Here is a 23,644-nt window from a genome sequence, read left to right on the forward strand (position 1 = left end):
CATCATGCGCGCGAGCGCTCGAGCAACTCGAGGACTTCCTGCGTCGTGCCGGTTTCGCCGAGACGCGGGAAGATGCGCGTGATGCTGTTGGTGTGAGCGTCCGCATTGAGGTCGGTCATGGCGTCGACGATGAGCGTGACGTTAAAGCCGAGTTCGTTGGCGTAGCGCGCGGTGGATTCGACACCGATGCTGGTGGCCACGCCTACGAGCACCACTTGCGTGACGCCCTGCTCGCGCAGATACGCTTCGAGATCGGTGTTCGTGAACGCGCCCCAGGTGCGCTTGGTGACCCGATGATCCGACGGCTGCGCGTTTATCTCGGGCACGAGGTCCGCGAAGCCGGCGGGGAAGTCGCCGGTGTGGCGCGCCTGTTCCGCGCGGCCCGGCGCGCCGCCGGCCACGTTGACGAGCACCACGGGCAGGCCGTGGCGCCGAAACGCGTCGGCGATGACGGCCGAGCGCTTGACGACTTCGCCGGTGGGATGCGCGGTGGGCAGCGCGACAATGCCTTGCTGCAAATCGATGACGACCAGTGCGGTCTTTGCGTCGAGCGTGGTGAGTGCCATGAGGTGCTCCTGAGAGTTACGAGTCGATGAGGCGTTTGAGTAAGTCGACGCCGGTAGCGAGTTGTCGTTGCTCGGCCGCCGAGAAGCGCGTCTGGATGGTGCGGAACAGCCAGTCCTCGCGCGCCGCGCGGCTTGCCTTGATCTTCTTGCGAAAGGCGGGTGTGAGGGAGAGGACCGTTTGCCGGCCGTCGTTCGGATCGGGCGTGCCGCTGACGAGCCCGGCGGCTTTCAGAACCGAAAGCGTCTCGCCCATGGATTGCGGACGCATGCCGTGAGCGCGCGCGAGCGCGGTGACCGTTGCCGGACCTTCGCGCTCCAGCAAGCCGAGGACCTGCACCTGTGACGGCGTGAAATCGCCCAGATGCGACTCTTCGCGCAAGCGGCGGCGCAGTTTGCCGATCAGCACGCGCAGGTCTTCCGCCATGGTGTGCAGGGTTTCGGTATCAGCCGGTAGATCGCTCTTGCTCATGCCATGACAGATGTGAAGGTTACCTACAAAGGTTACCTTCACATCTGGCTGGAGTCAAGGTAGAGGAGATGATCAACTAGCAGTGTTATCCATATTGTCCTTGCTTTCCCCATTTGTTTAACTATAGTGTTAAATATCAACCGTCAGGTTTACAAAAGGAGACAATCATGAACGAGCCGCTTCATCGCCCTTCGTTGGGATCCGCGGTGTACTACAAGGATCCGTTCGCCGCGCTCGATTGGCTCGAACGGGCGTTCGGTTTCGAGCGCCAGATGGTCATCACGGACAACGACGGCCAACTGGGCCACTCGGAAATGCGTTTCGGCGACAGCTACCTGATGGTCTGCCGTGAATGGTCGGAAAACGCGGCCAGCCCGGCATCGATCGGCGGCAAGAACACGCAGTCGGTGCACGTGCAATTGCGTGACGGCATCGACGAACATTGCGCCCGCGCGCGCGCCGCGGGCGCGGTGATTACGCGCGAACCGGAGGATCAGTTTTACGGCGACCGCGTCTACGCCGCCCGCGACCCGGAAGGCCATGTGTGGAGCTTCGGCCAGACGGTTCGCGCCGTGTCGCGCGAGGAAGCCGAGCGCGTCAGCGGTCTGAAGATCGAAGGATGGGTGTAACGCATGGCCCTGCCTGCCAGCGCCTCGCTCGACCGCACGCTGGCCGCGCTAGCCGATCCGAACCGGCGTCAGGTGGTCGATCTGCTTAGCCGTCAGCCGATGCGCGCCGGCGAACTCGCGCAAGCCACCGGCCTGTCGCCTCAAGCGATGAGCCGGCACTTGCGCGTGCTGCGCTCGAGCCAGTTGATCGAAGAATCGCATGACGGCGTCGACGCGCGCGTGCGCCTTTACGTGTTGCGCTCGACGCCGATGGGCGAGCTGAAAGCGTGGCTCGAACAGACCGAGGCCATGTGGGCCGGGCAATTGCTGTCGTTCAAAGCGCATCTGGAGGCACCGGGATGAGTTCGCGCGTGCAGGTGTCGTTGCGCGTGGCCGCCTCGCCGCAACGCGCGTTCGACATTTTCACGCGCGAGATCGGCGCGTGGTGGCGGCCCAATCAGCTCTTTCAGTTCACGCCGCAAAGCGCCGGCGTGTTGTCGTTCGAAGCGGCCGAGCAAGTGGGCGGGCAGGGCCGTCTGATCGAGACGCAGGCGGACGGCAGCGTCTTCGAGATTGGCCGCATCACGGTTTGGGAGCCGGGCGAGCGCCTCGCCTTCGGCTGGCGTCAGGCCAGTTTCACCGACGCGCAGCACACGCACGTCGAAGTGCGTTTCGAATCGGTGGGCGAGGAAACGCGAGTGACCGTCGAGCATCGTGGCTGGGACACGGTGCCGCAGGACCATGTAGCCCGCCACCATTTCCCTGATCGCGTGTTTCTGCTGCGGCACGGCGAATGGTGGCAGGCGTTGCTGGCTTCGCTGCGAACCGCGGTGCGGGCGTCCGGACCGACCGGCTGAGGAGCGCCAGGGCGTCCGGGCGAGGAAACCCTCAGCGCGTGGCGAGCGCGGCTGCGACGCCCGCCATCACCGTCGCGCTTGCGCGGTTGGCGATCTTCACGGCGCGCCGGGTCGTGAGCAGCTTGCGCGCACGCGTGGCAAGCAGCGCCCAGCCGAAGTCGACGGCCATCAGCACGATCAGCATGGTGAGCGTGAGCTCGAACCACGCGATGGTGCCGATGCGGGAGAGGTCGATGATGGTCGGCAACAACGCGAGGTAGAACATCATGATCTTCGGGTTGCCGAGCGTGACGAGCAGACCCGCCACGAACATGCGCCACGGCGACCGGCCGCTCGGCAACTCGCTGCCTTGCACATCGGCAGGCGCGCGCCACATCTTCCAGGCGAGAAACAGCAGATATGCCACGCCGATGAATTTGAGCACCACGAACACCACGCCGAAGCTGCGCGCGATCACCGCAAGTCCCGCCACCGCGCACGTGAGCCAGAGCGCCTCGCCGATCCACATGGCGGCGAGAAAGGGCAGCACGTCGCGAAAGCCATTGGTCAGCACGCGCGCGACCAACGCGGCGATACTCGGTCCCGGCGTGCCGGCCCCGACGATCAACGCGAGGGCGAAAACGAGCAGGGCAGACAGCGTCATGACGATCTCCACGAATTTCAGTGCGCGCGCAAGCGCCGGTTGACGAAGCGCCACACGGCGCTCACGAGCAGCGAGCCGACGCCGAGCGCGACGCCCAGCAGCACGATCGAACTCATATGATCGCGCACCAGCGGCACATTGCCGAACAGATAGCCGGCCGCCACCAGCGAGACGATCCACAGCGCCGCGCCCGCCGTGACGAACGACACAAACCGCGCGAACGTCATGCGCGAAACGCCCGCGACGAACGGCGCGAAGGTGCGCACCACGGCGATGAACGGCGACAGCAGAAAGGTGAGTCCGCCGCGCGCTTCGTAAAACGCGTGCGCTTTGCGCAACGCGTTCTTGTCGAGCCAGCGATAGTCGGCGGTATAGACTTTTTCGCCGATTGCACGCCCGATCGCGTAGTCGACGATGCTGCCGGCCACCGTCGCGGAGAACAGCACGGGAATCACGAGCCAGACGTTCAGCGCGCCGGTGGCCGCGAGACCGCCGCAAATGAAAATCAGCGGATCGCCGGGCAGGAAGAACAGCGGCAGAAAACCGATCTCGACGAACACGACGAGAAACAGCATCGCGTAGACGGCGGTGCCGTATTGCACGATCAGGCCGCTCAGGTGCTGGTCGAAGTGCAGGGCGACCTGCAGCACATGCATCAGATCCATCTTGGGTCGAAGGGGAATTCGGATCTTCAGGAGTTTAGTCCCGCTGCGGCGTGCTGACTTGTCTATTTCTCGGGGGTGATGTCAATATCGGGGCGTGTCGTCGAGAATAACCACCAGTACACACCTACGAAAACGCCCATGCAACACGCTACCGCCGTCACCTTCCGCTTTGCCGAGCCGCACGATGCGAACGCAATCCGCACGATCGAATTCGAAGCGGGGCAGCGCTTCCTCAGCGTCGATATGGCGGGTATTGCGGATGCACCGCCGATGGATCTGGAACTTGTCGAGCGCAAGATCGCGGCGCGGGAAATCATCGTTGCCGTGGCCGCCGATGCAACGTGTGCCGGTTTCGTGATGTTCGAGCCGCAGCCCGCGCGCATCTACGTGCAGGAACTCGATGTGCTCACCTCGCACGCGGGGCAGCGTATCGGCGCGGCGCTGATCGAGCAGGTCGCGCACACTGCGCGCGCGCAACGACTCACGCAACTGATTCTGTCGACGTTTCGCGAGGTGCCGTGGAATGCGCCGTATTATCGGCGGCTCGGGTTTCGCGATATCGAAGAAGCCGAACTCGACGCGGCGTTGATCGCGCGTCGCGACGCGCATATCGCGCGAGGACTCGACGAATCGAAGCGGGTGTTCATGAGGCGTGATCTTGCGTGATATGCGTGCTTCTTTGCGGGCATAAAAACGCGGCGGGTGTGACCGGAACATATCGTTCATGTCACACCCGCCGCGCGGTTTTCTAGCGTACTGCCATGCATGTGCCGCTTGATTCAGCGGCTTCACCTCCGTCGACTCACCGCATAGCTTCGCCTTTTTTTGCAGCTTGCTTCAAGACTTATTCCACGGTTTCCAGCGTCGGATAATCGACGTAGCCAGTTTCGCCGCGTGCATAGTACGTCGCCGGGTTCGGCTTGTTCAACGGCGCATTGGTCGCGAAGCGGCGCACCAGATCCGGATTCGCGATGAACAGTTGACCCCACGCCACCGCGTCCGCTTCACCGGCATCGAGCACCTGTTGCGCGGTTTCCTTGGTGAACTTTTCGTTCGCGATGTATGGGCCGCCGAAGGCTTTCTTCAGTTGCGGGCCGAGACGGTCGTCGCCGAGCGCTTCACGTGCGGCGATGAATGCGATCTTGCGCTTGCCCAGTTCGCGGGCCACATAGCCGAAGGTGCCGGCCGGATCGGAATCGCCCATGGCGTGCGCGTCGCGGCGCGGCGCGAGGTGCACGCCGACACGGTTCGCGCCCCACACGTCGATACAGGCGTCGGTGATTTCGAGCAGCAGACGCGCGCGGTTTTCGATCGGGCCGCCGTAGGCGTCAGTACGCTTGTTGGTGCTGTCCTGCAGGAACTGGTCGAGCAGATAGCCGTTCGCGCCGTGCACTTCGACGCCGTCGAAACCAGCTGCCTTCGCGTTTGCCGCGCCTTTGCGGAAGGCTTCAACTACGCCGGCGATTTCATCGAGTTCCAGGGCGCGCGGCGTCACGTAGGGACGCTCCGGACGCACCAGGCTCACGTGGCCTTGTGCCGCGATCGCGCTCGGCGCGACCGGCAGTTCGCCGTTCAGGAACAGAGGGTCCGAAATACGGCCGACGTGCCACAGTTGCAGAAAGATCTTGCCGCCGGCGGCGTGCACGGCGCTCGTGACGAGTTTCCATCCTTCGACCTGCTCCTGCGACCAGATGCCCGGCGTCTCGGCATAGCCCACGCCCTGCGGCGTGACAGAAGTCGCTTCGCTGATGATCAGCCCGGCGCTCGCGCGTTCAGCGTAGTACTTCGCCATCAGCGCATTCGGCACGCGGATTTCTTCGGCGCGCTGGCGCGTGAGCGGCGCCATGATGATGCGGTTCGACAGCGTGATGTCGCCAATTTGCAGCGGATCGAAAAGAGTCGGCATATGAGTTCACCTTTGACCGAGGGCGCGCGGCCCGAGCCTGAAAAAACTGCTTGATAAAAGAAGCGCGGCGATGCGAATAACAGCGCCTAGAGCTGGGAGTTCATGTGCTCGAGGAACGCCTGGATGACGGCCTCGTTGCGTTTGAAAAACACCCATTGACCCACCCGCTTCGACGTGACGAGACCCGCGCGCTGTAAGGCCGCGAGATGGGCCGACACGGTGGACTGCGACAAGCCGCAGTGTCCGTCGATCTTGCCCGCGCACACGCCGTAATCGAGCGGCAGTTCCTGGTCGCCGAAATGCGCGTACGGCTCGCGCAGCCAGCCGAGAATCTCCCGGCGAACAGGGTTGGCAAGCGCTTTGTGAATCGCGTCGATGTCGAGCGTCATTGGGTGGGTTTCAGGGTCTTCAACAAACAACAGGCAGCTGAGGGCGCCGGTTAGCGCCCTCACGGCTGCATCGCTACAACACGAATCATATATCGGATTTTTACGATATGCACGAAGGCACTACTGATAATGGGGGTGATAGGTGGGGATGCACAAATAAGTCTGTACTTCCGGCGGTGACTTTGATTCGCACAACAAAGAACGCAGTCCCCGCTTCCACAAGATGAAATGCTGCGCGGAAACGGGCTACAGACGGACGTAAGCGGAGGCCAGCCTGAACCGAGGTCATTAGAGCGAATCGCCGCGAAAATGTTTTCTCAATGCTAAATTAAGTTCGGAGTACTGGCTCTCGTTGCTGATGCAGAAGGCTGCGGATAATCCGGCGAACTTCCCTGGTTGGGTCGACTCGAGCCCATCGCGTCAGGCCGTGCCCGGCCAGAAGGCGTCATTTGCCCGTCGGCGCAACCGGACATTCGTGCGTCAGCTTCGCTCTCGAAACAGCCGCTCGGCTGGTGACGCCGTTCGTCGCGTCGTCGACGATGTTTCAAGCTGCAGTCTGCTTGCCTGCCTGACGAGCGTGGCAAATGAATCCGCCTGCATTTTTCTCATGATGTTGCCGCGATGCACCTGCACGGTGTATTCGGTGATACCAAGGACTGCCGCCGCCTGCTTGTTGAGCCGGCCGCTTGCGAGTAACGGCAACAGCTCCTGCTCACGAGGCGTCAGCGATTGGTGGAGAGCCTGGAGCGCCGCTGTATCTTCCGCCTCCTTGCGAAGAACGTGCGCCCTGGCGAGTGCCGCATCGACCGCGCGCATCAGCGCGTCTTCATCGAGTGGCTTTGTGAGGAAGTCAACAGCCCCGCCCTTCATGGCCAGGACCGTGGACGGCACATCTGCCCTTCCGGTAATGAAAATGACGGGAATCGGAGAGTCCATGCGGACAAGCCTCTGGACTTCCAGGCCACTCATGCCTGGCATTCTCATATCCAGTATCAGGCATGCGACGACATTTTGATGCGGCGTGTCCAGGAACTCCTCGCCAGAGTCGAATGTCTGGACGTCTCTTCCGTTTGCGCGCAACAGCGCAGCGAGTGCTTCTCGCACGCGCCCGTCGTCGTCGACCACGTAGACTAGTTCGCTCGCGGATTCCATAGAACCTCTCTATCGTTAGGTGAAAGCCCTTCCTTGTCGGACTAACGGTTTTAAATGTCTGCTTGCCTTAGCGGCCAACGCGTACTATCGACCCATCCACAATCGTCGCAACCCTCTTCGACGAGATCCGCTCGGTGTTTCCGGATGACGGATCGGACCCGAGAAGGTCTTCAATGCCACCGTGGTCAGGATCGTCGAAACGGAGAAATCCTTCACCTTCGCAACCTGCGCGGCATTGTTGCGCAGCAGAACCGGATCGATCGACTTCGTGGCGAACGCATTTGCGACTTTGTCGATCAGGATCAGCGTGTGATCGGCCGGCGAAAGCAGCAGTTTTCCAGGCTTGGCTGAGCTTGGAGCATCGTGTTCTCCAGGTTGATTCAGCAAACCTGATATCGCGTGATGAAGACCGTCCGCGCTGAGAGTTCCATCGACATGGATGAGAGCGCCCGCAGGAACGATTTCGAAGGAGCGATAGTAATTGACCTTCTCAACCTGATAAATAGAATGGAACGAATGGGTTCCATTCCGTTTTTTTCATGCCTTCTCTTCCCGATCTTCAAGCTTGGGCCATATTTGCCCGTGTTTCCGATCTCGGCTCGTTTGCCAAAGCGGCCGAGTCGCTCGGCATGTCGCAGCCCACCGTATCGAAGGCGATTGCCCGCCTGGAGCAACGGCTCGGCACAGCGCTGCTATATCGGACATCGCGCCGGCTGTCGTTAACCCCGACTGGCTGCATGGCCCTCGAACGCGCGGTCCGCATCCTGAACGAAGGTGAAGCCGTCGAAGCCGAGGCGTCGGCGCAAGCGCTCACGCCGCACGGCACGGTGCGCGTCAGTGCGCCGATGTCGTTTGGCCTCAAATATCTGACGCCGCTGATTCCCGAATTTCTCAACCGCTATCCCGACGTCAACATCGACCTGTCGTTGACGGATACTGTGATCGATGTCGTCGCCGAAGGGTACGATGTGGCACTGCGCATCGCCGAGCTGCCGGACTCGTCGCTGCGCTCGCGCAAGCTCTGCGAGGTGCGCCGGCCGCTCGTCGCAAGCACGGACTATCTTTCCCGCAACGGCCGCCTGACGCATCCACGGGAACTCGCGGACCATGCCTGCCTGATCTACACCAATCTGCCGACGCCCGGCCAATGGCGCTTCCGTCATGCGTCCGGAGACGAGTGCGTGGTGCCCGTGAAGGGGAGAATCAGCAGCAACAATGCCGAGGCCATCATTCCGGCACTGCTTGCGGGACAGGGTCTGGCGCTGCAACCGGAGTTCGTCGTCTGGGATGCGCTGTGCAGCGGCGAACTGGAGGAAGTCTTACCAGACTGGCAGATTGCGAGAGTTCATCTCAACCTTGTCACACCGCCTGGCGGTTTCAGGCCGGCGCGGGTGACAGCGATGCTGGCCTATCTCGGCGAATGTCTTGCGAGCGTGCCCTGGGCGCATACGGAAGACTGAACTCACATGAATGCTGGAGTTGAATGGGCAACAAACTCGCCCGGGTTGCTTCGTCAGATCACTTGTTGGCGTTCGTGGAAGAGGTTGGCGTCATCCACATCGTTTGGTAATCCACAACAGACCATACTGGTTCCAGGGCATCCACGATTTATCTTTGCGGGTGGCCACGTGAAGCGCGCGAACTGCGTCAGTGCTCTTCCTGAGCGACAGAGTTGAGTAGACGGTCGTGCGGGCGGGATGCGGCCGTAACTGAGCGATATCGTGGGTAGGCGTCTGCTTGAGGCTCAATGGATATTTTCGGCTGCGGTGCGATGGTCTGTCCGGTGTCGAGCGTACGCGCAGAGATGGCCGCGTGAATGACCGTTATAGCTTGGAACCCGTCGTAGCGTTCATACTTGGGCGAGCGGCCGGTGAGGGTCGCGTGCCGTCGATCGGCGGCAGACAGTGACCGGCCACAAAACGACACTCACAATTTTAGAAACTCGCCTGGATCGTACGGAAACCGGTGCGCGACTGCGTTCGGAATCGGACACGCGCTGTCTTGCTTCCTGCGCCACACGCTGTTGCGTTTTGCATGCAGCGGCTCGACATCTTATGCGCCGCTCCTTAGCGAAGTGCAGCCGCTACCGCCTCGTCGATCTGCAGCGCAAAGCGTGCTTCAACATCGGGAACCGTGTAGCCAAGTGTCAGTTCCAGATGCGCATCGCCAAGCACCAACTGAACGAATGTCGCTGCCCGCAATGCAGCAGTCGATTCGTCAAATCGTCTTCGCAGAATTTTTGCGGCGAAGGCACGCACGACCTTTGCACCATTTTCGTAAAACACCTGGCCGAGTTCCGGAAAGCGCGCGGCCTCAGCAACGATGGCCCGGTAAAGCCCCAGACTATCCGGCGTAATGAGGCTTCGTGCCAGCAACCATCCCAACTCGCGCAACTCGACTTCGGGTGCGCCATCGGATTGCTCGCCCTGAGCGCCGGCAAGCACCGCGCCCACCTGAGCGCACATCGCGCTCACCAGACCAACGAAGAGCGCCTCCTTCGACTTGAAGTGGCGGTAGACCGTCTGTTTGCCGACGCCGGCGGCCGAGGCGACATCATCCATCGTTGCCAAACCGAAACCCTCGCGTAAGAAAACGGTTTTCGCGCCATCGAGGATTGCAGACCGCTTGCGGCATTGCAGCGGGCTCAGGCCGGGGAGAGAAGAAGTGTCCATGCGAGATAAATAACAGATCGTCGAGTAGTTGACAAGACTGGTCAGTCTCGTTTAGATTGATCAAAACGAGACCGATGAGTCTCGTTTGTAAGACTATTCAACTTCGCAGCCACTCATTGGAGAACGCTTTGAAACTGTTCATTACAGGTGGTACTGGCTTTATCGGGCAAGCGGTCACGCGCAAGGCAATCAGCCTCGGCCATGAGGTGACGGCGCTGGTGCGCGACGACAGCTCGGCGGCCGCCAGCGCACTGGCACGTCTCGGTGTGACGCTGCATTCCGGCGACCTGCGCGAGCCACAGTCTTTCGCTGCGACTGCCGGTGCCGCTGATGGCGTGGTGCACGCGGCGTCGACCAACGATGCTTCCGCCGCTGCTGCTGATGAGGCCGCGACTGCAGCGATGCTTTCGCATTTGCGTCCGGGCGCGGCGTTTGTCTATACGTCGGGCACTTGGGTCTACGGCAATACGGAGGGAGAGCCCGCGACTGAAACATCGGCGCTGAACCCGACACCACTCGTCGCCTGGCGGCCCGCAGTGGAGCAACAGGTGCTGGCGCTAGCAGCACGCCGCTCGATTGCCGCAGTAATCCTCAGGCCGGCGATGGTGCACGGCTACGGCGGCGGCATCTTCGGCATGCTTGCCGGCATGGTCCGTCAGACCGGCAGTGTGAGGGTTGTCGGCGATGGTCGCAACCACTGGCCTGCCGTGCACGTCGATGATCTCGCCGCGGCGTACCTGAGCGCGGTGGAACGGGCGGCAAGCGGGGACGGTCGAATCACGGGACAGATCTTCAACGTGGTCGCGGAAGAGGCCGTTGCGGTTGCCGAAATGGGTGAAGCGATTCGGGCCTCGGTCGGCGCCGATTGCGTCGAACCCTGGCCGCTCGACGATGCTCGCAAATCGCTTGGACCGTTCGCTGACGCACTGGCGCTCGACCAGACAGTAAGCGGCCAGCATGCCCGGCGAGTTCTTGCGTGGAAGCCCCATGGCCCCGGCCTGATTGCGGACCTCTCCGTACAAAAGTACTTTCAGCAAATCAACGGAGCATGACCATGGCGGGGAACAGTGCATCTTTCGAATCGATTCTCGCGATGATCGTAGCGGTTCTGTTCGCGGTTGCTGGGGTGGTCAATCTCACAGGACGCGGCGCGGTGAAGCGCGACTTCGCGCGCTGGGGTTACCCGGCATGGTTTCATTTGCTCTGTGGCGCTCTTGAGCTGTTGTGTGCGGCACTTCTTTTTGGACAACAAACCAGAGTCCTGGGCCTAACTCTGGCCGGTGCGATTTTGGTCGTCGTGCTCTTCACGTTGCTACGAAACCGGGAGTCGTTCCGGCATCTCGTCCCGGCGCTGATCTTCTCGGCTCTCGTTGTGGTTACTGTGGCGCTGCGCGGTTGAGGCTTGCTCGCTACCAGGCGAGTGAGCCCGGGACGCTAACAGGCCGCGCGGGCAATCGGTGCTGCATGTACTTGAAATACTGTTGAAGTCCTTAAAAACTGCTAATCGTGTCCATAGATTAGCTAATGTAAGACTGTTAAAGCGGCAGCAAGTGCGCATCGGGCGGACGTGGCTGGACACAATGGGCAGATGCGTTTCACCTTCGCTCGAGAGGAGAGCCATCGTTGATTGCCACGTTCTGTCTTCTTCAAAGGGAGCTTGCATGATGCGGTTCCTCGATTCTCATTAGACAAACAGGAGATCAGGCAACTGACACGGACGGCAACAGAAAGCTCCATGGGGGCAGTCGCACTTAGGTGCTTCGGATTACATAGATATGCAATGTATCGGCTGGGCACAACGATATATGCTGTTTCTGTGGCGCTTGATCAAAGCGCGGGAATAGCTGGCCTAAAAATCGTATCACCGCCTCCGAAGAAATCGGCAATCCGTCTGGTGACTTTGCGTAGGCGCAGTGCCCACCGTAACGATTCCGGGGCGCAGTATCCCGGTACGTTCAATCCCAATGCTAAGCGGAGAATCAAGATGAAAGAGCGACCGCTTCCTGACGCAGACGAGCGCTTGAATCAATCGACCGAAGCGACGCTGTCCGCGCTGATAGGTCAGATCAACGGCTTTATTCGAACCGCGGTCCTTGGCAGCCGGTGCGCGGCGAAGCTTGTTGACTGTGCACCGCCGGGCAGCGATCTCGTCGATCATCGCGAGGGGATCGGAAAACCAGCGGTCGGCGCCAAAGAACTATCTGCGACACCGAAGCCGCAAGATATTTTTGGTGATAGTTGGCGCGGCGAAGGGCGGCTATTACATGAAACTGGAATCAACCCGGTTTCAGAAGTGCTTCAGTAGGAATATCGTGAGACTGAGTGTCACAGCGGAAAGGATGCTTGATACGATCCTCGGCATTCGCCCGATAGTCGGACATCGCTCCGCGCACGGCGCCCGGCCGTTTATAAGCCCTGACATAAGTGTCGAAGTCCGCTCCGTCGATCGCATGCGGGTTGTAGCACCAGTCCGCGAAAAAATGCTGAAGCCACTCCGCTTCCTTACCGCTAATCAAAGTTTCCGGCAGGTCCGGGACGAGATGAAACAGGAAGAACCAGTAGGCACGTGCAGTCTGCGCGTTCATGTTCTGAGCCACGACTCGTGTCGGTACGTTGTCCATCACCACTAGCCGGTCGAGACGCCGTGGGTAATCTTTGGCGAATCGCGTGGCGACGCGAGCGCCCCGGTCGTGACTGACCAATGCAATCTTGCCGATGCCGATGCCGATGCCGATGCCGAGTTCGTCGAGCAGGGCAATCAGATCCTGCGCCATATTGCGCTTGTCGTACCCAGTTGCCGGCTTGTCGGTTTCGCCATACCCCCGAAGGTCGGGCGCGATAACGCGAAATTTGTTCGCTAGAACCGGGATTTGAAAACGTCACGCAAAGCTGGGTTTCGGGAAAACCATGGAGCAAAACGACGACCGGGCCGTTACCCGAATCCAGATAATGCTGGCGAATGCCGTTCGCCCGGAGCGTGTGATGGACGATGGGGTTGATGGTTGAGGTCATATTGTCTTTCTACGGCTGTTGAACATGGTGGTTTGGCGCGGAGAGGTTCTCAACTGGAGCAAGCTCGGAGACCCTGTCGCGGGCGATGACGTCTTTAGTGCTTGCCCGGATTACCTTCGTGGTTGCCTGGAAACTAATTCTCCTTTTCTTCATTGGCGCGAATATACGCGAGTCATGGAAAGGCAAGCCGAAGATAGTTGAACATGAAGTGGTGCGCCGCGATGACGCAAGCGGCACACGGGATCGGTCAGCGCTCCAGATAGACCTGCGGAAATGGTATCAGCACAAAGATGTCAAAGTGCAATTCGGAAGTAGGTCGATCTCGTCCAGTGCGTTACGCGTCCATCCGGTGCGTCACTCGCCAATAAGTCTTTCAAGCAGGCCGTTCAATTCGACCAGTTCCACATGCGAGAGTCTGCCAAATCGCCGATTCAATAAATTGGGCATAATCTGCTCGAGGCGGATGTACATGCGGGCACCCGCTTCCGTTAGCGCGATTTTCACTACTCTTCGGTCTCCCGTGCTTTGGGAGCGCTGCAGCAGCGACTTATTCTCCAGTCGGTTCAACAACCGGCTCATAAATCCCGAGTTGACGCCTAACACCTCAGACAATCCCGTAGGGCTGTTGGCAACACTTTTACCGATGGCCGTCAGGACAGCGGCTTCATTCGTGCTGACGGCAAGACCGCTGAAAGCCTGATCCGATTCCTTCAGCAGGGCAGCGCGCGCTCTCACGAGGCGCGATTCGACGCCGCGAACCAACGAGAAATCAACATCGGCCGGGGCCATGTGATGGCCTGTCCCGTTCAGGGCCGGTCCACTTCGGTTATTGTTGCTGGCGTCCATGCAGCCCTGAGTGCATCAAAAATTGCTGTTCGATGCAACCATGGTAGCAAGCCGGGTTCGACACCGTAATTACATGATTATGTTGCGACCTCACGGCGATATCACGCAGACGCCTTCGCAGAATGTTGCAACTCGAGCGATACCTGTTCGGCGACCTTCTGCCCGAGCCGGCTGCCGACCAGTTTGAGCATCAGATCAAGCGGCGCGGTACCTCCGGCGCACGTCAGGCGATCGCGGTCGATCACGAACAGTTCGTCTGTAAAATGTACTCGCGGAAACTCCTTGCGCAACGCGTGCAGGTCTTCCCAATCCACAGTGCAGCAGTAGTCGTTGAGCAATCCCACCGACATCAGCGCATATGCACCGGTGCACATGCCACCGAGCGGTATGCCCTGCTGCGCGACATCGCCGAGGAACTTCCTGACGCTGTTATCCACCGCACTGCGGATCTGCGTGCCGCCGCAGACGATCAGCACATCCGGTCTGCCCGCTTCTTCAAGCGTGCACGCGGGCTTGAGCGTGATACCGTTGCTGGCGCGCGCTGGTATGCCATCGGGCGTAATGATCGACCATCGATAGTGCTGCGCGCGGCCTGCGTGATTCGCCATGCGCAACACCTCGATCGCGCTTATGAACGCGATCATCGAAAAGCCGGGCAGCGTGAGAAAGCTAAAATGCGTAAGGCTCGACAACGATAATTCATGCGTGGCTGACGTCACGACACTCTCCATGATGCTAACGGTAGGTCTGGCGGGTGCGGAAGTTGGTGGCTTTCGCGGCGGCGTGGTGCTCTCTACCTGTTCAGTTCTGTGCGGCCGGCCGCGCCCGTCGTACGCGAATCACACTGCGCAGGCCTGCGAAGCGCGGCGCACTTGCTGTGCCGGGGGTGCGGCCGAAGCTCTCAGTGATACGGTCCAGAATGATCGCGAGCAGGACGACGGACAGACCGCTTTCGAAGCCGAGACCGATATCCAGACGCTGGATGCTCGCGAGCACGTCATTCCCGAGGCCGCCCGCGCCGACCATCGACGCGATGATCACCATCGACAGCGCCAGCATGATCGTCTGGTTCACGCCCTGCATGATCGACGGCAGCGCGTTCGGGAATTGCACCTTGTAGAGCAATTGCCACGGCGTGCAGCCGAACGCTTGCCCCGCTTCGACGATCTCGCGATTCACGTGACGGATACCGAGGCTCGTCAGACGCACGGCGGGCGGCATCGCGAAAATCACTGTCGACAGAATGCCTGGCACGCGGCCCAGGCCGAACAGCATCGCAGCCGGAATCAGATAGACGAAAGCGGGCATCGTCTGCATCAGGTCGAGGATCGGCCGCATGACCATCGCGACGTGCCTGTTCTTCGCGGTCCAGATGCCGAGCGGCACGCCGACCACGAGGCTGATCAGTGTCGACGACAACGTCAGACCTAGTGTGATGACGGTCTGATCCCAGAACCCGGTCGCATAGATCAGCAATAGCGATAGCATCGCGAAGATCGCAAAGCGCCAGCCCACGCGCCACAGACCGATGCCGATGAAGAACGCCATCAGCGCCCACATCGGAATGGCCTGCAGGCCGTGCTCAATCAGCGCAGCAAAGCTTTCAATCGTCTTGCCGATCGCATCGAAGGTATTTGCATCGTGATCGAGCAGATAGTGAACCGATTGATCGACCCAGCGGCCAAGTGGAATGATCTCAGACATGGGCGTCCCGGTTGCGCGTCAGTACCTGCAGAACATCCGTCCGATCGACGGAGCCGCAATAGCGGTCTTCATCGTCGACCACCGGCAACGCGGTCGAGCTCACGCACACGCGCGACACCACGTGGTCGAGCGAAGCGCTGCGCGAAATGCATTCGACCTTGCGCAGCGACGGCGACGCATTGCCGATCGCATCGCGCGTGACGAAGCCGCGAATGCGGCGCTCCGCATCGACCACGAACGCGTATTCGGCGCTGCCGTTCAACGATGCTTCGACGCTCGACTGGTCGAGATTGCGCACGAGCGGCACGCCGTTTGTCTGCATCACATCGCCGGCCGTCAGATACTGGCTTGTATCGACGCCTTCGAAGAATGCACGCACGTAGTCGTCGGCGGGGCTCGCGATGATGTCTTGCGGCGTACCGATTTGCACGACGCGGCCGCCTTCCATGATCGCGATGCGGTTGCCGATGCGCAGCGCCTCTTCGAGATCGTGCGACACGAACATAATCGTTCGGCGCTGGTTCTTTTGCAGTTCCAGCAGCACGTTCTGCATTTCCTTGCGCTTGAGCGGATCGAGTGCGGAGAACGCCTCATCCATGAGCATCAGCGAAGGATTGACTGCCAGCGCGCGCGCGAGGCCGACACGCTGCTGCATGCCACCCGACAGTTCCGCTGGCAGCTTATGCGCGAACGTGGCGAGCCCCACTTGCTCGAGCACGTCGAGCGCGCGTTTTTCGCGCTGCTTGCGGCCCATGCCACCCACCTCAAGGCCGAATGCTGCATTTGACAGCACCGTGCGTTGCGGCATCAACGCGAACGATTGGAACACCATGCTCATATCGGTGCGCCGGAGCGATATGAGCTCGGAGCGTCGCACGGCGGCGATGTCGCGGCCGTTGATGACGACCTTGCCCGCCGTCGGTTCGACGAGCCGGTTGATCAGACGGATCAACGTGGATTTGCCGGAACCGGACAAGCCCATCAGTACGAAGATCTCGCCTTCCTGCACGTCGAAAGAGGCATTGTGGACACCGACCACCTGGCCTGTTCTGGCAAATATCTCGTCCTTGGTGGCACCGCGCGCGAGCAAGTCCGCAGCTGCGTTGGGATTGTTTCCAAATACCTTGCAGAGACCTTCGACTACGACTTTTGGGGAACCCATTGATTGCATGTCCTTGTGGCGGAATTCCTTGAATCAAACCACCACGATTTGAATGGGACGCACGTCTACTTTTATCTGAGGGAATGCGGGAAACACGCCAAAGAGCAGGTAGATCCCGCACCGACATCAGGTAGGCGCTACGAAACCTGGAAGCGTTATTTCTTCTCAGCGAGCCAGCTATCGACGCGATTCGCGTGCGCCGCAATCCACGCATCGGCCGCGGCCTCAGGCTTGCTACCATTCTCGGTCGCCAGCATCACGCTATCGATTTCACCCGGTTTCCACTGGAATTTAGTAAGAAACGCAACCACGGGTGCGGCCTTCGTCTCAAGCGGTGGGTTGATCACGTTATCAACGTGCTCGGCGCCGCCAAATACCTTCTTGGGATCATCCAGAAATTTGAGTTTCCACCTGGCAAACATCCAGTGCGGCGCCCAGCCGGTCACAACAACCGGCTTGTCCCCATTCATCTGTCGAGCGAGCTCCGCCGTCATTGCGCTGCCCGAGCTCGGCATCAACGTCAGACTCAGGTTATAAGCCTTGATGGCGTCGTCCGCTTTCTTCATCACGCCCGCACCGGCATCGATCCCTACGATACGACCGTTGAAATCCGCTTTGTGCGCTTCGAGTTCGGCAACACTATTTTCGGGCAAGCGAGCCGGCACGACCAAACCAATCTTCGCATCCTGGAAATTGGTGCCAAGGTCGATCACCTTCCCTTTGACCTGTTCCCAGTGCGCGCCATGTGTTGCCGGCAGCCATGCCGACAGCGTCGCATCAAGATCGCCCCGCGCGACGCCCTGCCACATGACCCCTGCTGCCACAGGCACGAGTTGAACCGGATAGCCCAGTCGCTTCTCGATAATGCGTGCGGCCACGTTCGACGTTGCGACGCTGTCGTCCCAACCTTCGACATAGCCGATCTTGATTAGCGGTTTGGTGTCCGCTGTCGCACTGACGGCTGAACTCATCGTCGCAACCGTCGCGGTGCCCAGCACACTGCACAACAACAGTTTTTTGAGAACCTTCTTCATTGATTTCCTTTGTTTGTCAACCGTACTGAGAAAACCGCTGGCGCACTCATGATCGCGCTGTCATAGCGCGTTCCTGAAAGTCGGATGGATTCTGCGATGCAACAGCCTTCGCACCGACAAAACACGATCAGATGCGCTGCGGGGTGCTCACAACATCTGGGTGTTTCGCGCCGGCGCGCACGGCGATCGTCTACGTCACCGGGGCGAATACGCGTGGCGTGTCCAGCGATAGGGGACGCACGCGTCGTAAAGGATTGCGCTGTTCTGTTTCAGCGCGCTCGGCATCGCGCAGCTTCTGCTGCTGGCGCAAGGCACGGGGGAAATGGAGTTGCGGACATTCGGCCTTGCTCTGCGTGCGGCTCGGAATCAGCAAACGTAACATGTCATTACCCTTCGATATCGTTTGCGCGCTTTCATTTCAACAAATGCGGCATCAAGGCGCCGAAAAAGATCCGGCTCGACGCGTAAAGATGCCATCAACGTGGCCTGAAGCCAGCAACTTTGTGCAATCCGTGGGGAAGTCTGTTGAGTGCTGCCTCTAACTGGCGCATACGTAGCATGCCAATTCGTGCGTAGTACTGGAGATATATGGATTTCACAATTCCAGTAGCAGCCGCTGCATCAATGCTTGCACCCCCGTGGCACTGATGTTTCGTCATGTGAGTCCACAAACTATTGTCGCGGATATACATGAATATGCAGTATCGCGTTCCTGACTTACGGTGCCAGAATGACGAAGCGCATCAAGGCTTTGTAAGCGGAATTAAGGAAATTTAGCCGCTTTCCCGGATATGTCTGCGGTGAGGATTCGGTACGGATGCCGATCCCGAACGGGTAATCATGAATCCGGCCGCCAATACAGTAATTTGATAAAACCGGTCGATCGTTATGTCGAATGAAGTCAGTAACGCGCAGGTCGTGACGCCCATGCGCGTCTTGTTGTTTGCTTTCTGCTGTGCAGCGCTGACTGCGAACCTGTACTACCTGCAACCGCTTACCGCGTTGCTGGCCTCGTCGTTTGCCGTCCAGCTCACGTGGGCGGGGTATCTCGTGTCGGCGATTCAGTTTGGATATGTGATTGGCGTCGTATTTATTGTTCCGTTGAGCGATGTCGTCAATCACCGGCGCCTGGTTGCCGCGATGCTGGCCTGCAATGTGGTCTCATTGCTGCTTGCAAGCGTGAGCCATACGTTCCCGATGTTCGCCGCCGCCAGCCTTTGCATCGGCGTGAGCTCCAGTGCGGTCATGGTTCTGCTGGCGACGGTTGCATCGTACGCGCCCGAAAAGGTTCGCGGGAAATATCTCGGCACTGTGATGACTGGTTTGCTGCTCGGCATTCTGCTTGCTCGAACGGTTGCAGGATTCGTGGTGCAATGGGCTGGTAGCTGGCGCGCGATATACCTGATCGCTGCGGGACTCGTGTCATGCCTGCTCGCGGTGCTATGGACGCAGTTGCCCGCCGAAGAGCGGCATGGTGAGATGCGCTATCGCGCGCTCCTCGCATCGCTCGTGCAGCTCATCAAGGACGAGCCGCTGTTGCGCCAGCGAGCGCTGTTCTCCGCACTTGGGTTGGGCACGTTCAGCGTGCTCTGGACGTGCCTCACGTTTCTTCTGAGCGGTCCGCCTTATCACTATTCTGAATCGACGATCGGCCTGTTCGGTCTCGCCGGCGCCGCCGGCGCGATGGCTGCCAGCGGTGCCGGACGGCTTGCCGACCGTGGTTACGCCTTCACGGCGACGTGGACCCTTGCGATTGCGACGCTTGCTGCGTGGGGCTTCATTCTGGCGGGATCGCATTCGCTCGCCGCGTTGCTGATCGGGATTGTAATTCTCGACATCGGTGTCATGGGTCTGCAGGTCACACATCAGTCGGTCATCTACAGACTTGCTCCGCAAGCGCGCGGAAGAGTCACTACGGTCTTTATCGCAGCGGGTTTTATCGGTGCATCTGTGGGATCGTCTCTTGCAAGTATCGCGTTCGCCATGCACGGATGGCTGTTGACGTGCGTTGTCGGTGCGGCTCTGCCTGCTTTGCTGGTCGGGATCTGGTTGACCCAGGGCAGACGTGAAGCGTTTTCGTCGCCCTGAAGATCTCCGATTACATAAACATGCAATGTCTCGGCCGAATAAAACGTTATATCTTGTTTCTGTAGATGCTCGATTAAAGCGCAGGAATGGCTGGCCAAAAAAAAACGCGGTGGCGTCTATTGCGCGATGCGAGTCCTTTATTCTGCGGCAAGGCGACATGCCAGTGCTTCGAATAGCGAGGAAAAGGGCACTGGACCTGACCTGCCAGGTCGCCTACGGAAATTCAGTGTCGAGCCCGGCGTCCACAAGCTCTGGCTCGACTCCCGACGTCAATGCTGGATACTGTCTAACGACTTATCGAAGAGGTCCACCTGCGCCATCAGGCTCTCGTCGAGTCCGCTGATTGCGTGAGGAAGATCGGCTACGATCGCATCCATGAAGTGGTAGGTATACGGATCGATAGTCTTCATCCAATGGACGGGTTGTCTAAAAACCGCTTCGTGCGTATCGCTTGTGAACATATCGATTTCGCCGACGATCAGACGCGTATAGGCGCTCATTGGCCCGCCAGAGCTATACGCTGGCGACACGCGAATCAAGAGTACCGCGTCGCTCTCCCGGTAGACCGGGCCGCTTGCGTGCCACCGGTTATGATCGTCACGCGAAAAGGTAGGGAGTGTGGGCGTGGAGACGTCGACTTCGTTGACAACATAGCCGTGGGAACGCAGAGCCGCTTCAATGCCGTCAGTGAAGCGGCGGTTCAGTTTTGTGTCGCCTAGTTTTGCCGTGACAACATCGTCAAACGCGAGTGGATCCTGTTTGGCGGTGCTAGCATTCGCAAGGCCAGTTACAGCGCCCGTGAGCGCCGCACCGATCAGGCCGCCGCCAGTCAACAGAAGCGGCGTCTGAGCGCGGCCGCCGCTATATACCGCCTTCCCGGGGTACACGACCGTCACCGTGTGAACCGAACGAAGCTTTCCTGTATCGACCTCAGCGCGCGGTCCTGCCGCGCAACCCACGAGGGCGGTGAGCGCCGCGATCGCGCCAAGGTTCAGGAGTTTCGACATGCGTCGCATCAATCATTCCATTCAAGAGGCGTTACCAATTATTCGTCCGCTCGTGCTTTATCGGAACGTTTGCGAAAAACTTGAGGTTGCCCACTACACAGGAATGGGTCACAACGTCCGTTTGAACTTCGATCGAGATCGACCATGAGAACGCGGCGGATCGCCGTCGGCCCGAGTCGGGCCACTTCGAGTCACTCGCTAACGGATTCGCGAACGGCGTCGTGCAAAACGACAAGAGGCGCACTTGTCCACAACGCTTTGATCTGTTTGCGGCTGGCAGCGATTTTTACGCCAAGTTAATGGCGATTTAGCTAACCTGATAGGAGATAACGCACAGGAGCCGCCATGACTCGCGCGCTGGATGGTCTACGGACTCTTCTTGGACTGGATAAAACCCCACCCCATGGCCGATCGCAAGCCACGCGAGGCCGCAACGTGATGATGCGCGTCACCCTGGACGCCCAGCACGCCACGCCGTTGCGCCAGGCGCTGATCCGCGACTGTGGTGATCAGCAATGGACCATTCGCGTCGCGCCTCTGCACGGAACGGGTCGCGTGAGGTTATCGCTCTATCTGCCCAAGGACGCGGTCAACGGGGCAATTCAACGGCTCGCGCATCTGGCGCCGGCCGCTGAGGTAGGGCGGCTGCTTGAAATCCCCGACGCGCCGACGCACGCCTGGCGGGACTTGATGGATGGCGAGCCGCTGTCGTGCGCCGGTGGCGTTGAAACGGATGAAAAAGGGGCCGCCCTGGCGCAACTGCTTTCACCGCATCATGTTCTGCTTGGTCTGGACGTGGCTGACCGGGAGACACTTTTCGCGCAGTTCGGCCGCTTCTTCGAACAGCACTATGGGCTGCCGGCAACGACCGTGACGGCGGGACTCACAGCACGCGAAGCGCTAGGCTCGACTGGCCTCGGCCAGAGCGTAGCCGTTCCGCACGGTCAAATACGAACGCTGCGCCAGGCCATGGCTTTTTACGTTCGTCCCGCAAAGCCGATTCCGTTTGATGCACCAGATGGCAAACCGGTGAGCGACGTGGTCATTCTGCTCGTCCCGGAATGGGCAAACAACACGCATCTGCGATTGCTGGCTGATGTCGCGCAGCGTTTCTGCGACCACCGGTTCCGCGCGTTGCTGCATGGCTGTCTAGACCCGCGAGCTGTCTGCCAGTTGTTCGCATGCTATGAGGATGCGGACGGTGGAGGGCGCGGCGCTTCGCACGGCGATCCCGCCCGTCATGTCGATGCAGTGGACAAACGGGTCCGCGCGCGCAGCTAGGAACGTCCTCTGGTCTCCTCCGGGTTGCCGAAACACGCTGTTGCTTCCGGCGTGTGTCATGTCGTCGCCGTACCCTTCAAATCAGCCGGCCGAATATGTCCCCAAGCTCAGGCATTCATCCCGCCATCGACCGTAAGATTCGCGCCGGTAATGTACGAGGCCTCTGGGCCGGCGACGAAAGCTACCATGGCGGCGATCTCTTCAACGCGCCCATAGCGGCCGAGTACGGTGGCGGCTTTCTGCGGCACCGCCCAATCGCCTGAGGCGGGATTCAGGTCTGTATCGATCGGACCCGGCTGGACGTTGTTGACCGTGATGCCCCGGCCTCCCAACTCTCTGGACAGCGCCTGGGTGAACATCCGGACGGCTGCTTTCGTGGCTGCGTAGGGCACCAGCCCGGGCGCAATGGCACGCTCGCCCACCGCCGATCCGATCATGATGATGCGGCCACCATCACTCAGGTGCTTCAGCGCAGCCTTGGTCGTAGCGAATACGCCGCGGATGTTGATGTCGATCACTCTATCCATTTCCTCCAACGTCGTGTCTTCGAACGGTTTCGGAATGGCCGTGCCGGCATTGTTCACCAGCACATCCAGCCGGCCGAAGGTCGCAAAAGTTTTTTCGACCGCGGCCTCGACAGCTTTGACGTCAGCAGCATCCGCCTGGATCGCAATAGCCTTTCCGCCATTGAGTTCGATCTCTTTGACCACGGCCGAAGCCGCGCTGGCGTCCTTCGCGTATGTAAAGGCCACGCTCGCTCCATCCGCGGCCAGACGTTTCGCGATTGCCGCACCGATACCCCGTGAGCCACCGGTAACCAGTGCCACTTTTTGGGCTAACTCAGACATGTGATTTCCTAAAGTTTCCGTGAGCGATTCACCGCGTCACTGATCGAGTTAATGATTCATTGACTGTTATCCTTGCCCGGGAATTTTTTGAATGTGCCCCTTCTCGGCTCCCCGCCATCGCGAAGATCGGCGAAGACCACCTTCGCGCGCTTCCTGGTGTAGACGGCGGTACGGCCCTGGCCTGCGAGGATTTCAGCAATCAAAAAAGAGCTTCTTACGCCACTCTTTGACCATGGTGGTGCAACGACTATAGGTTTCCGTCGAAGGTGCAACAAAGACCTTGTAAGCAGGGGGGCATGCCTCTCGGGCATAGCAGGAAGGGGCCATGCCATCCCTCATAGGCGGCATTGGGGTGTTCGCGCAGCTGAACCCATGTGCGCAACCGGTTGGCACTCTATAACGCGGGTTCGCGCGCGGGGGTGGCCGACTTACTAACCCGTCTGCCTCTGAGGATGCGCGTGCTTTCAAGGTGAGCCAGTCAAGCCGATCTGTAGCTGCCGTTGAAAGTCAATTGCCATCTGGGCACCGCGAGTAGATATCAACGTCCGTGCGCACCACCGCCCCACAATCTGAACCTCAGGTGACTCAAATACGGATCGCACGGAATAAACACGCGTGCTTGATCGTTCAATGCGCAATGACGTCGCACCACCGACGCGAAGGTCGCGGGCAAGAATGCCATCGATGCCGCCGCGGGTTGGTGCGCTCGTTCAGAACAGAAAAGGGTCGACGCGC

The 23,644-nt window shown here is 60.0% G+C and carries 24 protein-coding genes and 3 pseudogenes; 10 read left to right on the forward strand and 17 right to left on the reverse strand.

Annotated features, from left to right (window positions below; translation table 11 throughout):
- Nucleotides 1-2: 2 nt before the first annotated feature.
- Both PQR32_RS01345 and PQR32_RS01350 read right to left on the reverse strand, forming a co-directional pair.
- Nucleotides 3-566, reverse strand: a complete 564-nt coding sequence (locus tag PQR32_RS01345) for an isochorismatase family protein (protein WP_408221785.1) — start codon at nt 564-566, stop codon at nt 3-5.
- Between the two features lie 16 nt (nt 567-582).
- On the reverse strand, nt 583-1,035 hold the full coding sequence (locus PQR32_RS01350) for a MarR family winged helix-turn-helix transcriptional regulator (protein ID WP_408221786.1): 453 nt from the start codon (nt 1,033-1,035) through the stop codon (nt 583-585).
- Between the two features lie 167 nt (nt 1,036-1,202).
- Between PQR32_RS01350 and PQR32_RS01355 the strand changes: the two genes are divergently transcribed.
- The 3 genes from PQR32_RS01355 to PQR32_RS01365 are packed head-to-tail and all read left to right on the forward strand — an operon-like array spanning nt 1,203 to nt 2,500.
- A complete protein-coding gene (locus PQR32_RS01355) occupies nt 1,203-1,664 on the forward strand; it encodes a VOC family protein (RefSeq protein WP_408221787.1) in 462 nt (153 codons plus the stop codon).
- A 3-nt stretch (nt 1,665-1,667) separates the two neighbouring features.
- Complete coding sequence (locus tag PQR32_RS01360; protein ID WP_408221788.1) at nt 1,668-2,006, forward strand: ArsR/SmtB family transcription factor; 339 nt, start codon at nt 1,668-1,670, stop codon at nt 2,004-2,006.
- Nucleotides 2,003-2,500 carry an SRPBCC family protein gene (locus tag PQR32_RS01365; protein ID WP_408221789.1) on the forward strand — a complete coding sequence of 166 codons (498 nt, stop codon included), beginning with the start codon at nt 2,003-2,005 and terminating at the stop codon, nt 2,498-2,500. Before PQR32_RS01360 ends, PQR32_RS01365 begins: the two co-directional genes overlap by 4 nt.
- Before the next feature lie 31 nt (nt 2,501-2,531).
- On the opposite strand, the gene PQR32_RS01370 is transcribed toward PQR32_RS01365, so the two are convergent.
- Nucleotides 2,532-3,143 (reverse strand): LysE family translocator, encoded by a 612-nt coding sequence (locus tag PQR32_RS01370; RefSeq protein WP_408221790.1) that lies wholly within the window; start codon nt 3,141-3,143, stop codon nt 2,532-2,534.
- 17 nt (nt 3,144-3,160) lie between these two features.
- Entirely contained in the window at nt 3,161-3,808 is a 648-nt protein-coding gene (locus PQR32_RS01375; RefSeq protein ID WP_408221791.1) for a VTT domain-containing protein, read from the reverse strand.
- A 138-nt stretch (nt 3,809-3,946) separates the two neighbouring features.
- On the opposite strand from PQR32_RS01375, the gene PQR32_RS01380 reads away from it, so the two are divergent.
- Nucleotides 3,947-4,474, forward strand: coding sequence for a GNAT family N-acetyltransferase (locus tag PQR32_RS01380; protein ID WP_408221792.1), 528 nt, complete (start codon nt 3,947-3,949; stop codon nt 4,472-4,474).
- A 178-nt stretch (nt 4,475-4,652) separates the two neighbouring features.
- Here PQR32_RS01380 and PQR32_RS01385 read toward each other — a convergent pair whose 3' ends face one another.
- The 4 genes and pseudogenes from PQR32_RS01385 to PQR32_RS01400 all read right to left on the reverse strand — a co-directional run.
- A complete protein-coding gene (locus PQR32_RS01385; protein ID WP_408221793.1) occupies nt 4,653-5,714 on the reverse strand; it encodes an alkene reductase in 1,062 nt (353 codons plus the stop codon).
- An 86-nt stretch (nt 5,715-5,800) separates the two neighbouring features.
- Nucleotides 5,801-6,103 carry an ArsR/SmtB family transcription factor gene (locus PQR32_RS01390; protein WP_408221794.1) on the reverse strand — a complete coding sequence of 101 codons (303 nt, stop codon included), beginning with the start codon at nt 6,101-6,103 and terminating at the stop codon, nt 5,801-5,803.
- 480 nt (nt 6,104-6,583) lie between these two features.
- Nucleotides 6,584-7,255 carry a response regulator transcription factor gene (locus PQR32_RS01395; RefSeq protein WP_408221795.1) on the reverse strand — a complete coding sequence of 224 codons (672 nt, stop codon included), beginning with the start codon at nt 7,253-7,255 and terminating at the stop codon, nt 6,584-6,586.
- Between the two features lie 150 nt (nt 7,256-7,405).
- Nucleotides 7,406-7,639: pseudogene (locus PQR32_RS01400) on the reverse strand (hypothetical protein); the annotation flags it as partial.
- Between the two features lie 155 nt (nt 7,640-7,794).
- Here PQR32_RS01400 and PQR32_RS01405 point away from each other — a divergent pair.
- Nucleotides 7,795-8,715, forward strand: a complete 921-nt coding sequence (locus PQR32_RS01405; RefSeq protein WP_408221796.1) for a LysR family transcriptional regulator — start codon at nt 7,795-7,797, stop codon at nt 8,713-8,715.
- 606 nt (nt 8,716-9,321) lie between these two features.
- On the opposite strand, the gene PQR32_RS01410 is transcribed toward PQR32_RS01405, so the two are convergent.
- On the reverse strand, nt 9,322-9,927 hold the full coding sequence (locus PQR32_RS01410; protein ID WP_408221797.1) for a TetR/AcrR family transcriptional regulator: 606 nt from the start codon (nt 9,925-9,927) through the stop codon (nt 9,322-9,324).
- Nucleotides 9,928-10,055: 128 nt separating this feature from the next.
- Between PQR32_RS01410 and PQR32_RS01415 the strand changes: the two genes are divergently transcribed.
- The 3 genes from PQR32_RS01415 (at nt 10,056) to PQR32_RS01425 (ending at nt 12,232) form a co-directional block, all read left to right on the forward strand.
- Entirely contained in the window at nt 10,056-10,979 is a 924-nt protein-coding gene (locus PQR32_RS01415) for an NAD-dependent epimerase/dehydratase family protein (protein ID WP_408221798.1), read from the forward strand.
- 2 nt (nt 10,980-10,981) lie between these two features.
- A complete protein-coding gene (locus PQR32_RS01420) occupies nt 10,982-11,326 on the forward strand; it encodes a DoxX family protein (RefSeq protein WP_408221799.1) in 345 nt (114 codons plus the stop codon).
- A 585-nt stretch (nt 11,327-11,911) separates the two neighbouring features.
- Nucleotides 11,912-12,232, forward strand: a complete 321-nt coding sequence (locus PQR32_RS01425) for a hypothetical protein (protein ID WP_408221800.1) — start codon at nt 11,912-11,914, stop codon at nt 12,230-12,232.
- 46 nt (nt 12,233-12,278) lie between these two features.
- Here the strand turns inward: PQR32_RS01425 and PQR32_RS01430 are convergent.
- The 6 genes and pseudogenes from PQR32_RS01430 to PQR32_RS01455 all read right to left on the reverse strand — a co-directional run.
- Nucleotides 12,279-12,939, reverse strand: a pseudogene (locus tag PQR32_RS01430) (alpha/beta fold hydrolase); the annotation flags it as partial.
- A 354-nt stretch (nt 12,940-13,293) separates the two neighbouring features.
- Nucleotides 13,294-13,785: a MarR family winged helix-turn-helix transcriptional regulator gene (locus PQR32_RS01435; protein WP_408221801.1), complete on the reverse strand. Its 492-nt coding sequence runs from the start codon at nt 13,783-13,785 to the stop codon at nt 13,294-13,296.
- 137 nt (nt 13,786-13,922) lie between these two features.
- A pseudogene (locus PQR32_RS01440) lies at nt 13,923-14,516 on the reverse strand (AraC family transcriptional regulator); the annotation flags it as partial.
- A 70-nt stretch (nt 14,517-14,586) separates the two neighbouring features.
- Complete coding sequence (gene choW / locus PQR32_RS01445) at nt 14,587-15,489, reverse strand: choline ABC transporter permease subunit (RefSeq protein ID WP_408221802.1); 903 nt, start codon at nt 15,487-15,489, stop codon at nt 14,587-14,589.
- On the reverse strand, nt 15,482-16,651 hold the full coding sequence (locus PQR32_RS01450) for a quaternary amine ABC transporter ATP-binding protein (protein WP_408221803.1): 1,170 nt from the start codon (nt 16,649-16,651) through the stop codon (nt 15,482-15,484). The genes choW and PQR32_RS01450 overlap by 8 nt, the downstream gene beginning before the upstream one ends.
- A 155-nt stretch (nt 16,652-16,806) precedes the next feature.
- Entirely contained in the window at nt 16,807-17,685 is an 879-nt protein-coding gene (locus PQR32_RS01455; RefSeq protein ID WP_408221804.1) for a glycine betaine ABC transporter substrate-binding protein, read from the reverse strand.
- An 888-nt stretch (nt 17,686-18,573) separates the two neighbouring features.
- Between PQR32_RS01455 and PQR32_RS01460 the strand changes: the two genes are divergently transcribed.
- Nucleotides 18,574-19,773: an MFS transporter gene (locus PQR32_RS01460; RefSeq protein WP_408221805.1), complete on the forward strand. Its 1,200-nt coding sequence runs from the start codon at nt 18,574-18,576 to the stop codon at nt 19,771-19,773.
- 269 nt (nt 19,774-20,042) lie between these two features.
- Here PQR32_RS01460 and PQR32_RS01465 read toward each other — a convergent pair whose 3' ends face one another.
- Nucleotides 20,043-20,780: a hypothetical protein gene (locus PQR32_RS01465; RefSeq protein WP_408221806.1), complete on the reverse strand. Its 738-nt coding sequence runs from the start codon at nt 20,778-20,780 to the stop codon at nt 20,043-20,045.
- A 345-nt stretch (nt 20,781-21,125) separates the two neighbouring features.
- On the opposite strand from PQR32_RS01465, the gene PQR32_RS01470 reads away from it, so the two are divergent.
- Nucleotides 21,126-22,061, forward strand: a complete 936-nt coding sequence (locus PQR32_RS01470) for a PTS sugar transporter subunit IIA (protein ID WP_408221807.1) — start codon at nt 21,126-21,128, stop codon at nt 22,059-22,061.
- Between the two features lie 107 nt (nt 22,062-22,168).
- On the opposite strand, the gene PQR32_RS01475 is transcribed toward PQR32_RS01470, so the two are convergent.
- Nucleotides 22,169-22,909, reverse strand: a complete 741-nt coding sequence (locus PQR32_RS01475) for an SDR family NAD(P)-dependent oxidoreductase (RefSeq protein ID WP_408221808.1) — start codon at nt 22,907-22,909, stop codon at nt 22,169-22,171.
- Nucleotides 22,910-23,644 lie beyond the last annotated feature (735 nt).

It is taken from the genome of Paraburkholderia dipogonis, from assembly GCF_046027395.1.
GTDB classification, from domain to species: Bacteria; Pseudomonadota; Gammaproteobacteria; order Burkholderiales; family Burkholderiaceae; genus Paraburkholderia; species Paraburkholderia dipogonis_A.

Coding starts and splice junctions, on each gene's coding strand:
- PQR32_RS01355 (WP_408221787.1), top strand. CDS start 1,203: ATGAACGAGCCGCTTCATCGCCCTTCGTTGGGATCCGCGGTGTACTAC.
- PQR32_RS01385 (WP_408221793.1), bottom strand. CDS start 5,714: ATGCCGACTCTTTTCGATCCGCTGCAAATTGGCGACATCACGCTGTCG.
- PQR32_RS01360 (WP_408221788.1), top strand. CDS start 1,668: ATGGCCCTGCCTGCCAGCGCCTCGCTCGACCGCACGCTGGCCGCGCTA.
- PQR32_RS01425 (WP_408221800.1), top strand. CDS start 11,912: ATGAAAGAGCGACCGCTTCCTGACGCAGACGAGCGCTTGAATCAATCG.
- PQR32_RS01435 (WP_408221801.1), bottom strand. CDS start 13,785: ATGGACGCCAGCAACAATAACCGAAGTGGACCGGCCCTGAACGGGACA.
- PQR32_RS01470 (WP_408221807.1), top strand. CDS start 21,126: ATGACTCGCGCGCTGGATGGTCTACGGACTCTTCTTGGACTGGATAAA.
- PQR32_RS01395 (WP_408221795.1), bottom strand. CDS start 7,255: ATGGAATCCGCGAGCGAACTAGTCTACGTGGTCGACGACGACGGGCGC.
- PQR32_RS01390 (WP_408221794.1), bottom strand. CDS start 6,103: ATGACGCTCGACATCGACGCGATTCACAAAGCGCTTGCCAACCCTGTT.
- PQR32_RS01375 (WP_408221791.1), bottom strand. CDS start 3,808: ATGGATCTGATGCATGTGCTGCAGGTCGCCCTGCACTTCGACCAGCAC.
- PQR32_RS01380 (WP_408221792.1), top strand. CDS start 3,947: ATGCAACACGCTACCGCCGTCACCTTCCGCTTTGCCGAGCCGCACGAT.
- PQR32_RS01370 (WP_408221790.1), bottom strand. CDS start 3,143: ATGACGCTGTCTGCCCTGCTCGTTTTCGCCCTCGCGTTGATCGTCGGG.
- PQR32_RS01460 (WP_408221805.1), top strand. CDS start 18,574: ATGTCGAATGAAGTCAGTAACGCGCAGGTCGTGACGCCCATGCGCGTC.
- PQR32_RS01450 (WP_408221803.1), bottom strand. CDS start 16,651: ATGGGTTCCCCAAAAGTCGTAGTCGAAGGTCTCTGCAAGGTATTTGGA.
- PQR32_RS01420 (WP_408221799.1), top strand. CDS start 10,982: ATGGCGGGGAACAGTGCATCTTTCGAATCGATTCTCGCGATGATCGTA.
- PQR32_RS01455 (WP_408221804.1), bottom strand. CDS start 17,685: ATGAAGAAGGTTCTCAAAAAACTGTTGTTGTGCAGTGTGCTGGGCACC.
- PQR32_RS01365 (WP_408221789.1), top strand. CDS start 2,003: ATGAGTTCGCGCGTGCAGGTGTCGTTGCGCGTGGCCGCCTCGCCGCAA.
- PQR32_RS01410 (WP_408221797.1), bottom strand. CDS start 9,927: ATGGACACTTCTTCTCTCCCCGGCCTGAGCCCGCTGCAATGCCGCAAG.
- PQR32_RS01350 (WP_408221786.1), bottom strand. CDS start 1,035: ATGAGCAAGAGCGATCTACCGGCTGATACCGAAACCCTGCACACCATG.
- PQR32_RS01345 (WP_408221785.1), bottom strand. CDS start 566: ATGGCACTCACCACGCTCGACGCAAAGACCGCACTGGTCGTCATCGAT.
- choW (WP_408221802.1), bottom strand. CDS start 15,489: ATGTCTGAGATCATTCCACTTGGCCGCTGGGTCGATCAATCGGTTCAC.
- PQR32_RS01465 (WP_408221806.1), bottom strand. CDS start 20,780: ATGTCGAAACTCCTGAACCTTGGCGCGATCGCGGCGCTCACCGCCCTC.
- PQR32_RS01405 (WP_408221796.1), top strand. CDS start 7,795: ATGCCTTCTCTTCCCGATCTTCAAGCTTGGGCCATATTTGCCCGTGTT.
- PQR32_RS01475 (WP_408221808.1), bottom strand. CDS start 22,909: ATGTCTGAGTTAGCCCAAAAAGTGGCACTGGTTACCGGTGGCTCACGG.